Annotated in this window: 12 protein-coding genes; all 12 read right to left on the bottom strand. The window is 38.2% G+C overall.

All coding sequences use genetic code 11. The features are described 5' to 3' along the window. Position 1 precedes the first annotated feature (1 nt). A complete protein-coding gene (gene rplI / locus J2Z32_RS14435) occupies positions 2-445 on the bottom strand; it encodes a 50S ribosomal protein L9 (protein WP_210089884.1) in 444 nt (147 codons plus the stop codon). After that, positions 442-2,421 carry a DHH family phosphoesterase gene (locus J2Z32_RS14430; protein ID WP_210089883.1) on the bottom strand — a complete coding sequence of 660 codons (1,980 nt, stop codon included), beginning with the start codon at positions 2,419-2,421 and terminating at the stop codon, positions 442-444. Before J2Z32_RS14430 ends, rplI begins: the two co-directional genes overlap by 4 nt. Positions 2,422-2,432: 11 nt before the next feature. Next, positions 2,433-3,380, bottom strand: a complete 948-nt coding sequence (locus J2Z32_RS14425; RefSeq protein WP_210089882.1) for a DUF2232 domain-containing protein — start codon at positions 3,378-3,380, stop codon at positions 2,433-2,435. Positions 3,381-3,385: 5 nt separating this feature from the next. Next, on the bottom strand, positions 3,386-3,688 hold the full coding sequence (locus tag J2Z32_RS14420) for a MazG-like family protein (protein WP_210089881.1): 303 nt from the start codon (positions 3,686-3,688) through the stop codon (positions 3,386-3,388). A gap of 97 nt (positions 3,689-3,785) precedes the next feature. Next, positions 3,786-4,211, bottom strand: a complete 426-nt coding sequence (locus tag J2Z32_RS14415) for a CBS domain-containing protein (RefSeq protein WP_210089880.1) — start codon at positions 4,209-4,211, stop codon at positions 3,786-3,788. 105 nt (positions 4,212-4,316) lie between these two features. Further along, positions 4,317-5,390 carry an LCP family protein gene (locus J2Z32_RS14410; RefSeq protein WP_210089879.1) on the bottom strand — a complete coding sequence of 358 codons (1,074 nt, stop codon included), beginning with the start codon at positions 5,388-5,390 and terminating at the stop codon, positions 4,317-4,319. A gap of 282 nt (positions 5,391-5,672) precedes the next feature. Further along, a complete protein-coding gene (locus J2Z32_RS14405; RefSeq protein WP_210089878.1) occupies positions 5,673-6,638 on the bottom strand; it encodes an ABC transporter ATP-binding protein in 966 nt (321 codons plus the stop codon). Further along, a complete protein-coding gene (locus J2Z32_RS14400) occupies positions 6,635-7,624 on the bottom strand; it encodes an ABC transporter ATP-binding protein (RefSeq protein WP_210089877.1) in 990 nt (329 codons plus the stop codon). Before J2Z32_RS14400 ends, J2Z32_RS14405 begins: the two co-directional genes overlap by 4 nt. A 33-nt stretch (positions 7,625-7,657) precedes the next feature. Next, entirely contained in the window at positions 7,658-8,581 is a 924-nt protein-coding gene (opp4C, locus tag J2Z32_RS14395) for an oligopeptide ABC transporter permease (RefSeq protein WP_245251483.1), read from the bottom strand. Positions 8,582-8,593: 12 nt separating this feature from the next. Beyond that, positions 8,594-9,556, bottom strand: coding sequence for an ABC transporter permease (locus tag J2Z32_RS14390; RefSeq protein ID WP_210089876.1), 963 nt, complete (start codon positions 9,554-9,556; stop codon positions 8,594-8,596). Between the two features lie 69 nt (positions 9,557-9,625). After that, positions 9,626-11,374 (bottom strand): ABC transporter substrate-binding protein, encoded by a 1,749-nt coding sequence (locus tag J2Z32_RS14385; RefSeq protein ID WP_210089875.1) that lies wholly within the window; start codon positions 11,372-11,374, stop codon positions 9,626-9,628. Positions 11,375-12,074: 700 nt separating this feature from the next. Then, a complete protein-coding gene (rpsR, locus tag J2Z32_RS14380; protein WP_210089874.1) occupies positions 12,075-12,344 on the bottom strand; it encodes a 30S ribosomal protein S18 in 270 nt (89 codons plus the stop codon). Positions 12,345-12,347 lie beyond the last annotated feature (3 nt).

Genomic DNA, 12,347 nt, shown 5'->3' with positions numbered 1-12,347 from the left:
CTTATTCCTCCGTTACTTGTACCGATAACGTTGCCTTCACTTCTGGATGCAACTTCACTGTTACCTTAGTTACACCAAGGGTACGAATTGGCTCTGAAAGCTCAATTTTCCGCTTATCGATTTTGACACCTGTTTTTTGAAGCGCTTCTGCTACTTGCTTACTTGTAATTGCCCCAAACAAACGTCCACCCTCTCCAGCCTTAGCTTTTAGGTTTACTGTCGTTTCTTCAAGCTTTTTACCAAGTGCCTCTGCATCTGCCTTCTCTTGCGCCTTACGACGCTCCTCAGCCGCAGTCTGATTATCTAACGTCTTCATGTTCCCTTCAGTTGCCACAGAAACTAACCCACGTGGAATTAGGAAATTTTGTGCGTAACCTTCAGATACGTTTTTAACTTCCCCTTTTTTACCTTGTCCTTTAACATCCTTCAAAAATATTACTTTCATTCGAATAACCCCTCTTCCTGATCTATTTCATCCAGTACCTCAAGCAGTTTTTTCTCCGCTTCAGCTTGGGTTCCCTCTAATTGTACCGCAGCATTGGTCAAATGCCCACCTCCGCCTAGTCGCTCCATGACAACCTGTACGTTCATACTGCCTAAAGAACGTGCGCTAATCCCTATCAAGCCGTCTGGGCGTTCACTGATCACAAAGGAAGCCAAAATATTTGTCATATTCAGCAAAGTATCCGCAGCTTGAGCAATTAGTAACTGTGGAATTTTAGTATTGCTCTCTGTAACCGCAAGCGCAATATGCCCATGAATAATACGAGCATGTTTAATAATATCTGCTTTCGCAATATATTCTTGTAAATCTTCTTTTAATAACCGTTGAACCATCACCGTATCTGCACCAATTCGTCTTAAAAATGCAGCAGCTTCAAACGTTCTAGAGCCAGTGTGCAGTGCAAAATGCTTCGTATCTACCGTAATCCCGGCAAGTAACGTAGTTGCCTCTAGTGGGCTTAATACGACCTTCTCATGGATATATTGCAGGAGCTCCGTCACAAGCTCAGAAGCCGAGGAGGCATACGGCTCTAAATATACAAGCACGGCATCATTTATAAACTCTTCGCCACGTCGATGATGATCCACGATCACAACACGGCGTGCTCTTTCAGCTAGCTTAGGCTCCATTGTTATTGAAGCCTTGTGGTTATCCACTAACACCAGCAATGTATGCTCCGTCATCATGCTTAATGCTTGCTCAGGCGTGATAAACCTTTTTGCAAGTGCCTCGTCCTTCTCGATCCGTTCCAATAACCGCTCTATACTCGGATTTGGCCCATCAAGCACCACATGTGCCTCTACCTTAAACATATCGGCTGCCTTAAGCACACCAATAGAAGCACCAATCGCATCCAGATCAGGAATACGATGGCCCATAATAATGACACGGTCACTTTCCTGCATCAAATCACGTAAAGCATGAGCGATCACTCTAGCCCTTACACGTGTACGCTTCTCAATGGCATTTGTTTTGCCGCCATAAAAGGACAAGCGTTGCCCCACTTTCACAGCCGCCTGATCTCCACCTCGACCTAATGCCATATCCAAACTGGAGCCTGCTAACTCCCCTAGCTCACTATAGCTATCAACGCCTGTGGCAAGACCAATACTTAAAGTCATAGGTACCTTTAAATCAGCAGTCATTTCTCTGACCTCATCCAAAATAATAAACCTAGTTTGTTCTAACAAAGCAAGTGTACGTTGGTTTAAAATCATTAAGGAACGCTCAGAGGATAATCTTCTTAGATAAACGTTATTTTGCTTCGCCCAATCGGTTAATACCGTTGTGACTCTAGCAATAATTGCTGTACGTTGTTGATCGTCCATTCCTTGGGTTGCTTCATCTAAGTTATCCAGCATGACAATACCTAGGGCCGCCTTGCCTCCCTCATATTGCTCACGCATAATTGCAAGCTCTGTTACATCATGAATATAAATTAAACGTTCTACTTCATTCATAACTAGCTCGTAGTAACGTCCATTTAATGTTACTTCAATCGGTGATTTTGCTTCCTCATTTTTTTTATCCTTAGAGGATAACGTTATAGAAGGAAATAACTCGGACAAGGACTCACCGATTAATGTTTCCTTGTCATACATGGCGCAGACAAAATGATTATGCCATTCCACCGTATGCTCAGGACTATACAAAACAATGCCAAAGGGTAAGTGCTGTAATGCTTCACCCTCAACACGCTTCACACGATAAGTTAAGTTCGTAACATACATCGTCAGCTCTTTATTAAAACGGCGCTCAGCTTGAATTAAGCCATAGTTAAGAATCAGCACTAGACACAGTAAAACTAAGCCTATTATCCAATTGTAATAAGAAACGACGATAACAAGTAGAAGCTGTAGCAAAAATACCCATACCGAATGGTACCCATGCCAACGTTTTTGTAATAAATTAGACATGCATTCTCACCCTATCGTCTTGATCTAGTAATGGACTCACGTAGTGGTAAGGCGACATCTAGAACCCCTATTAACCATCCAAGTGGAACGAATAACATGACTACAAGCAATACGACCGCAAGTGCAGGATCCCACCTTTTGAAATGAGACAAGAAAAATATAAAGCTTGCCGCCTGAAGAATGAACAAGAACCGAAGCAATGGAATGAGGTTATCAAAAATCATGCTAACAAAGCCGAGATTATGCTCAGGTCCAACGACGATAGTAACAATTACACTAATTAAATAATAAAATACGAGGGAGCGTGGTAATTTCCACTCACGCAACTTAGGTAATTTGGGCACGATTACACCCATACTGCTTAGAGTTGGCCTACTCACGGTATGAGCAACTGCAGCAATGAGGAACGAGCAAATAATTAATGTAAACGGAAGCATATGCATCGCATACGCAGACAACTGTTCAGGCAGATCCTCTGCTAACAAGGCGCTACCAGCAATTGGAGAGTCCGCTACATTTTTAACATTAGCCATCGCTATGCTTATTATCTCTTGAATGTTAGTAGCTAAATTAAAATTAAAAAATGAAGCACCAATGACTAATATACCCAAGCTTGCTAATAATATCGAAACGGTTCCACCTAAAATAACTTTTATTGCAGAAACTCTAGTCTTGTACAAATGTCCCATAACTAAAGCAGGGATAATGAAAAAGATCGCTTGCAAAATAACAAACAGCCCAATGTGTAAATGATTGTAGATTAACGTACTCACCACACCTGCAATGATCCATACACCAATCACAAAGCTAATAAATTTTGCCTTTGATAGTGTAGTATACATAATCAATGCAGGAACCGTAATAAAGAAAATGGTAACTACATTTAGCGTAGTGGGCAAAGATAACAACAACAACAAATATACAAAACTCCATGCCACCGATGAAAAACGTGACTTCAAATTATTCACCTCTTACGCATATGTTCTTCCAAAGTAGAAATATCCTGATACCAGTCTTCTAACTGGTGACCTTCCTGCTTATGTTTTTTTAGCTTCTCCAGAACGGTATCATCCAAATCACGATAAGATATGCCTAGTCTGCGACCAAGAATATAACTACTAACAATTAAGCTCGCTAAACTATCGCTTACTCGCGTTGTGCTGCCTTCCCATAAACCTTTAAACAAACGAGATACGTGATCAATTACTTCGGTTTTAAGCCATTCAATCACCTTGGCGCGTTTAGCCACATCCATTTCTTTATGCATGGTAGACAGCTTCCACCCTTCTTAAAAAGTGCTTTATTTTTGATTATAACACAAAATAAAACAGGAAACCGATTGCACAAAATGGCAACATATTATCCTATTTTTTATTAGAAGGAGCCACAGTAACAAACTTTTCACAATACTCAATAATTTGACTGCGACGTACAATCCCGATAAAACGTCCCATATCATCCACAACAGGCACGAAGTTTTGTACCTTAGCTAGCGAAATTAAATCCTCCATATCGGCATCAATTCGAACAGACTTATTGTCCACCTTTAATGGGACATCCTTTAATAAATATTTTGAAGCTGTATCAAAGTTCACTTTGCCCTCTGAACTTTTCATGTACCATAACAAGTCGCCTTCTGTCACAGTCCCTACGTACACCCCATCTTCTCCTATAATCGGGATGGCAGTATAACGATGGAATTCCATACGCTCTAATGTTTGCCTCAATGTAGAATCTAAGGTTACAGCTACAACATCATGCTTAGGAAGTAAAAAAAATGCAATATTCATAAAAACAAATCCTCCTAAAATTGATCTATGATTTGCCATAGGCAACAAATCGGCAGCCGAAATCCGGACTGCCGAGGAATTAATAAATATATCTAATGAGGTCTATTAAGACTTTGTTTTTGAAGTTGTGCTACCATCATTTTTCTCATGCTTATCTCTGTCTAGCGGATTAAGGAGCTCTGTCGCTTTAGTATTGGGATCAGACCAATTTTCTATTAATTGTTTTGCGTAATTTAGGTCATCCTCTTTAACAATATCATAATAAATCCCATGCATTCTTTTACCCTCTGCTGCAATTGTGAATCCATTTATCTCAGGTCGTTGATTTAATAATACCTGCTTTGATAACTGAATAATAAAGCTTGGCGTCATATCTGTCTTAAAGTTGTTGCCTAACATACTAATTAACTCTGGAATTTTCCCAACCTGATCTAATTTAAGCATTCTGTCTACCATTGCATTTAAAAATACTGAATGGCGTTTTGTACGATTATCTGCGCCATCTTCACGATAACGAACAAAATTTAGCGCTTCCTGTCCATCATATAGTGGCTTATTTGCTTTAATCGTAAACTTTTCATGCGCCTTCTCTTTATTAACAATATCCTTAGTGATTGGAAGCTCTACACCACCAAGTGCATCTACTACCTCACGCAATCCCTCAAAATTAATCGCTGCATAATAACCAACATCATGACCTAAAAAATGCTCAACCGTATCGATCGCCATTTTTTCTCCACCAAAGGCATAGGCATGATTAATTTTATCCTCTTTATCTCTTCCAACAATTTCGGTATACGTATCACGTGGGATAGATAGCAACAGGACTTTAGAATCAGTTGGGCGTATAATCGAATAAATCATCGTATCTGAGCGTGCAGGCTCATTTTCACGTTGGTCAACACCTAACAACAATACACTGAAAGGTTTGATCTCTTGATTAGCCTCTACTACAGGCTTAGGCTCATCACCTTCAATTGGAGCATATGATTTCTCCAACGTTTCTTCAACTTGACCCGATAAAAATAAATCAAATGCAAGTACAGCCATTTCCTTACGATATATATATGCTCCTGCCCCGATTAAGATGATAATAATCAAGGAGATACTAGCAATTTTGACCTTATTCTTTTTTTTCTTTGCTGGTTTACTATTTTTACGACTTTTCCGTTCTAACATTGTTTTCCTCCATCTGGAAATATAAGTGAATGATAGCATCAAAAAAAGTATGAATTACAATTACTGTTATTGTAATCGCTATAGGATCAATAAAATTTACAAAAAGGTAACGAACCTATTGATCTTAATTTCGAAGCTCTACCTTTTCGACTATACCACATTGAGGATTTTGAATACAACAATAGCATATAATTTACAAAAACCGCTCCTATCGCTAAAAAACGATAAGAACGGCTAATAATAGAAATTTGCGGAATTACAAATGTGTAGCTTAATACAGTATTATACCAAATGACATGCTACAGAGTGATTATTACCTACATTACGATATTCCGGAACCTGTTGTTTACAAATATCTGTCGCTAGCGGGCATCTAGTATGGAACTTGCATCCAGACGGTGGATTTACCGGGCTTGGAATATCCCCTTGCAATACAATTCGTTCTCTTGTAGCTGTAGGATCAGGAATTGGAATTGCAGACATCAGTGCTTTTGTATAGGGATGTAATGGGTTTGCAAACAACTCATCCTTGCTAGCCATTTCAACCATAGAGCCGAGGTACATTACACCTACAGTATCACATAAATGCTCCACAACACCAAGATCGTGTGAGATGAATAAGTAAGTTAATTGCTTATCTCGTCTTAGGTCACTTAATAAGTTAATAATTTGGGCTTGAATGGATACATCCAATGCTGAAACGGGCTCATCAGCAACGACAAAGTCAGGATTTAGAATCAGTGCACGAGCGATACCAATCCGTTGACGTTGTCCCCCTGAAAATTCATGAGGATATCGATCATAATGGTAGCTTGCAAGTCCACATATCTCCAGCGTTTCTAACACACGACGTTTCACTTCTTTAGGATCTTTAACCCCATGATCATATAAAGCCTCGCCAATTGCATGCCCCACCTTAATCCGAGGGTTTAGGGAGCTAAATGGGTCCTGAAATACAATTTGTAGCTTAGGACGCAGTCGACGCATTTCTTCTTTAGGCAACGCATAAATATCTTTACCTTGATATAATACGTTACCAGAAGTTTTCTCATGTAGTCGTAAAATAGTACGCCCAATTGTACTTTTGCCACAACCAGACTCACCAACTAAACCAAAAGCTTCACCCTTATGGATGTTAAAGGACACATCATCTACTGCCTTCACATGAGCAACTGTACGTTGAAAAACACCACCAGTTACTGGAAAATACTTCTTGAGGTTTTCTACCTGTATCAAAGGTTGTGTCACTGTGCTCCCCTCTCTTCCTCATATAACCAACAGGATACTTTATGTTCTGATACTTCATAGGCCCGAAGGGAAGGCTGCTTCACTGTACACACATCCATACAAGAAGCACAACGATCATGGAAGTGACAATTGACACCAAGCTCGATTGGGTTTGGCACTTGCCCTGGAATCGAATATAGTCTTTCTTGTCTTTGTCCCATTACAGGTCTTGCCTTTAGTAACCCTTGTGTATAAGGATGTTGTGGGTTTTTAAAGATTTCATGTACAGGACCCTCTTCAATTACCTTGCCTGCGTACATAACAACAACATAATCCGCCATTTCTGCAACTACACCTAAATCATGTGTAATCAACATAATGGAGGTATTCAATTTTTTCTTAATATCACGCATAAGATCAAGAATCTGCGCTTGAATCGTTACATCAAGTGCGGTTGTAGGCTCATCTGCAATTAATAGTTTAGGGTCGCAGCTTAGCGCAATAGCAATCATAATCCGTTGACGCATTCCACCACTAAGCTCATGTGGATAGCTGTCAAAAATACTTTCGGCACGAGGAATACCTACGAGATTAATGAGTTCGATTGCCTTTTTCTTTGCTGCCTTACGATCTAATAACGTATGAAGCAAGATCGGCTCCACAATTTGTTGACCAATGGTCAAGACAGGGTTTAAAGAAGACATTGGCTCTTGGAATATCATCGAAATTTCGTTCCCTCGAATGCTCGACATTTCCCTCTTGCTCATCTTCAATAAATCCTTACCTTCAAAGAAAATCTCGCCTCCTGCAATTTTGCCTGGGGGAGTTTCAATTAATTGCATCAGTGACATGGCAGTAACACTTTTACCACAGCCAGATTCTCCTACGACACAAAGAGTTTCACCTTCACGTATTTTAAAGCTCACATCATCTACAGCCTTAACAACCCCTGCTGAGGTATGAAAATGAGTTTTTAAATTTCTGAATTCTACCAGATCTTTAGCCATTTTAAACTCTCCTTATCCATCCGATCCTTGTTATTACATCTTCATCTTCGGATCTAACGCATCACGTAATCCGTCACCAATAAAGTTAATGGACACTGTCGTTAACAAAATACACATACCTGGTGGAATCCAAAGCCATGGTCGTTTGTTAAAATCCACTAAATTATTAGCTGCGGAAATCATGTTACCCCATGAAGGCGTTGGAGGAACAACACCAATTCCTAAGAAGCTCATTGCAGATTCATATAAAATTGCACCTGCAACAGACAACGTTGCGGACACAATAATAATTGGAATTGTGTTTGGCAATAAATGACGAAATATTTTGCGTCTATCCTTTAAACCAAGCGCTTCTGTTGCTTGCATAAACTCCTGCTCACGTAACGTAAGTATTTGTCCACGAACCAAACGAGCTAATCCAGTCCAACCGAGTATACCAATAATCAACATAAGATAGTAAATACGATAATCTGAAGAAACTTTCAAGTCAGATAGCACGGCACCTAAAATAATTAAAATAGGCAGTGATGGTAATGCCATAAAAATATCACAAATACGCATAATAACTGCATCTACCCATTTACGATAAAAACCAGCTAATGCTCCTAGAGTGGATCCAATGACCACTGTAACTACAGTAGCTACTAAACCTACTAATAAAGATATACGACCTGCTAACATTACACGTAACAGAATGTCACGGCCTAACTTATCAGTCCCCAGCCAATGCTCCATGGAAGGTGCCAAATTTTTATCCTTTACGGTGACATCATACAAGTTATATGGTGATAACATGGGACCAATAAAGCAAAGTAAAAACATGAATATAATTATAATAAAACCAACCACAGCTAACCGATTTTTAGCAAAACGTCTTAAAGTGATTTTCAACATGGAATCTGGTGCTGGTGGCTTAGTCATTGCTTTCTTATTCACAGAGGCTACTTCTGCGGACAAAATAATCTCCCCCTACTTCAAGCGTATTCTCGGATCAGCTATACCATACAATACATCCGAGATCAGATTGCCTATTAATGTTAATCCAGCGATAAATACAGTGAAACCTAACATAAATGGATAGTCACGCATATTAATGGAACCTAGATAAATGTGACCAATCCCTGGCCATACAAAAATTTGCTCTAAAATCATTGCGCCACCAAATAAAGCAGGAAGCTCAAAGCCAAGCAAAGTAATAGCTGGAATCATCGCATTACGCAATGCATGCTTGAAAATAACGGTACGTTCCTTTAACCCTTTTGCCCTTGCAGTTCGGATATAATCCTGTCTAATTACCTCTAACATACTTGTACGGAAATAACGGGTTAAGCTACCTGTACTAATCATCGTTAACACTGCAACAGGAAGTACGCTATGCTTCGCGACATCTAGGACATAATCTAGTCCTGTCGCTGTAGAGCCGGCAGTGGTCATCCCACTGACTGGTAAAATGCCTAGGTTAAGTGCAAATACTTTAACTAATAAAAGTCCTATAAAAAAGGATGGTAATGACATACATATAAAAACAATCATCGTGATTATTCGATCAAATAATGAATACTGAAACTTCGCTGAGAAAACACCTGTTACAATTGCAATCATCCAACTTAATACTAAGCTCGCAAAGGCGATAACAAATGAATTCCATACATAAGATGAAATAACTTCAGTAACTGGCTTCTGATGTTGAAAGGAATCACCCATATTCCCTGTAATCATATTACCTGCCCAAGTAAAATAACGTAAATATTCAGGTTGATCAAGTCCATATACACTACGCAAATGATCGATTTTTTCCTGAGTCATATTTGGACTTTGCTTTGCGGTAATGTAATCTCCAGGGACCATCGCAGAAATTGCAAATACAACGATAGATATTCCTATCATTGTTGGAATCATTTGCAGCAGCCGTCTAATAATATACTGCTTCATTATAAACTTCCTCCTGGCTCAAAATACGGGTGTACCCAGCCTATATCAACTGGGCACACCCTCACTTGTTTATTGTTGCAATTGTGCTTGGAACAAACTATATGGGTAATCTTTATACGGTGAAATATCAAAGCCATCAACACGGGCACTATAAGTTACCATGTTACTTCTTTGGTACATCAAGATCGTAGGTACATCTTTATTGATTTCTTGGTAAAGCTCTTTATAAATTTCTTTACGTTTTTCTAAATCTAACTCATATTTACCTTTTTTAGTCAACTCATCGACTTTAGGATTAGAGTAGCCAATTCTATTTTGAGCACCATCTGTAATTAAGGTAGTTGTATCTGGATCAGGAGTTAAGCCCCAAGCTGCGAAGAACATTTCAAAATCACCAGTTTGTTGCTTATCAATAATAGCGTTGAAATCAAGTGTTTCTTTTTCAAGCTTAATACCAAGCTCTTGATAGTTTTGTGTCATTACAGGAAGCAAGGCATCTACAACTGGGTTATCCGCTGTAGCCGTAAAGTTGATAGAGAATTGTTTACCATCTTTTTCACGAATACCATTTGAGCCAACCTTCCAGCCAGCTTCATCCAACAATTGTTTTGCTTTCTCCATATCAAAGTCATACTTTTCAATATTTTCATCTGTATAAGACCAAGATACGTTAGATTGCGGAATGTTGATTACTTTAGCATAAGGACCATAAATTGCACTTACGATTTCAGCACGATTAAGACCATAGGTTAACGCTTGACGTACTTTTACATCTTTAAATTTATCCAGCTTGTGGTTAAATGCAATATAACCATAACCATTGTTTGGCAATAGGTTGATGTTAGCAAAACCTAAAGCTTTTAACTCCTCTACATTATCTTCTGTAACAGCGATATCTCCATTAAGGTCAGTTGCACCAGTTGTCATATTTGTTAAATGAGTAGTATCAGTGCCTGTTTTGAAAATAACATTTTTAATTTTAGGTGCGCCTCTGAAATATGATGCATTTGCTTCAAGGTCTACTTCTTGACCAGGCTTGAAGGTTTTAAGTACATATTGTCCACTACCAAGTGGTTTTGCGTTAAGTGCTTTAACTCCATCTAAATTACCTTGTTTATAAGCTTTACCATAGTAATGCTCAGGTAAAATAGGAACAGTTCCTAATGTAGAGTAAGTTAATGCGGTAGCTTCACTTACAGTAACTTCAACCGTTTGATCATCAAGGACCTTAACACCTGAGATATCAGTAGCTTTACCTTCGTTGTATTCTTTAGCACCAACGATGTTGTAAGCCATCAAATCCGAATCACCATCATAGCTTTTATCTAAATACATTTTCAAAGTAAAGACATAGTCTTTAACTGTCATTGGTGTACCATCAGTAAATTTAACGTCTGGTTTCAAATGGAAAGTGTATTTCAAGCCATCCTCGGATACATCTACTTTAGAAGCTAAACTTTCAGTATAAGTACCGTCTGCTTTTACCTCTACGAAAGTATCAAACAAGGTATAGTTAATGAAGAAGTCATAAGCGGTTTGTTGATACATTGGGTTAAATACACCTTTAGGGTCAACTGTTGCAATGATTAAAGTATCTTTACGTGCCTTAGCAGCATCTGGAACTTTGGTTGGATCAGTAGCTTTAATAAGTCCTGATTCAGCTTCACTTTCATTTCCTGCATTTCCTTTTTCTGCATTTGTGCTGGTATTGCTTGGTGTACTTCCTTCAGTTTTTGTCTCTGCTTTACCACCACATGCAGCTAATACCATTGACATCATGAGTACTAGAGCTAGTAATGCTGTACCTTTTTTCTTCATTCATAATCCTCCTCATTTTTAATGTTCTCTCAAGACCTAATCCTGTGTTACTTTGCCTGCTAAATTAGGTAAGACCCCCTCAAAGCTTTTTACTTCTTTGTTTAGCAGAAATATATATTATAAATAAATAATATATTACATAATTATGACGCTAACTTTGAACCAACTCCACTTGCAATTTACAAAACATATTAATTTTTCATACATATTACATAAAGTGTAAAAATAAATAAAATTAGTTGCTCCTTGACTACTATCGGACTACTATCAATTTATATAAATTTGTAAATGCAACAAAATGATTATTTTATTCACAATTTCGTATAAATAACCAAGGGTCAAATTAATTTAAAAAAATAAAATACCTTGACTTTCAAGTATTCCTAGGTGCGATTCTGAATTATTTAATAATATAACCCATATCCATCAATATTCCAAGTACTTTTTGATATATGCATGATATATTTTTTAACATCTATTTTATATATCACATGAATTGTAATTTGAGTGTAATGTATATTTGATGTTTTTTTTATTCATAGCAAAAGCGCTTTCTTTATTTTAAGCCGTAAAATAGTCTATTTCCTACTGCTTATTGAATACTTGTAATGACATTCTAGCAAGATTAAAGAAGCATAACATAAACATAAAAAAAGCTGACTTCACAGGTTACCCTGCTTAGTCAGCTTTTTGATACTTATTATTCAGTAGTGTACGGTAGCAATGCGATTTGACGAGAGCGTTTGATTGCAATTGTCAAAAGGCGTTGATACTTCGCACTTGTACCAGTAACACGACGAGGTAAAATTTTACCACGCTCGCTAATGAATTTCTTCAAAAGCTCAGTGTCTTTATAGTCAATGTGAGTAATTTTGTTTACTGTGAAGTAACAAACTTTACGACGTTTATTACGTCCGCCACGGCGAGCCGGTCTTTTATCGTCTCCGCCTTCTCTTGGTTTAAAGCTCATTCG

Origin of the sequence: Paenibacillus turicensis (assembly GCF_017873435.1) — a bacterium.
Classification (GTDB): Bacteria; Bacillota; Bacilli; order Paenibacillales; family Paenibacillaceae; genus Fontibacillus; species Fontibacillus turicensis.
Note: the sequence above shows the minus strand (reverse complement) of the source record. Positions and strands in the feature narration are given on the sequence as shown.

Excerpts from the sequence above, each read along its gene's own strand:
- rplI (WP_210089884.1), bottom strand. The coding sequence starts at position 445 with ATGAAAGTAATATTTTTGAAGGATGTTAAAGGACAAGGTAAAAAAGGG.
- J2Z32_RS14430 (WP_210089883.1), bottom strand. The coding sequence starts at position 2,421 with ATGTCTAATTTATTACAAAAACGTTGGCATGGGTACCATTCGGTATGG.
- J2Z32_RS14420 (WP_210089881.1), bottom strand. The coding sequence starts at position 3,688 with ATGCATAAAGAAATGGATGTGGCTAAACGCGCCAAGGTGATTGAATGG.
- J2Z32_RS14415 (WP_210089880.1), bottom strand. The coding sequence starts at position 4,211 with ATGAATATTGCATTTTTTTTACTTCCTAAGCATGATGTTGTAGCTGTA.
- J2Z32_RS14410 (WP_210089879.1), bottom strand. The coding sequence starts at position 5,390 with ATGTTAGAACGGAAAAGTCGTAAAAATAGTAAACCAGCAAAGAAAAAA.
- J2Z32_RS14400 (WP_210089877.1), bottom strand. The coding sequence starts at position 7,624 with ATGGCTAAAGATCTGGTAGAATTCAGAAATTTAAAAACTCATTTTCAT.
- J2Z32_RS14390 (WP_210089876.1), bottom strand. The coding sequence starts at position 9,556 with ATGAAGCAGTATATTATTAGACGGCTGCTGCAAATGATTCCAACAATG.
- J2Z32_RS14385 (WP_210089875.1), bottom strand. The coding sequence starts at position 11,374 with ATGAAGAAAAAAGGTACAGCATTACTAGCTCTAGTACTCATGATGTCA.
- rpsR (WP_210089874.1), bottom strand. The coding sequence starts at position 12,344 with ATGAGCTTTAAACCAAGAGAAGGCGGAGACGATAAAAGACCGGCTCGC.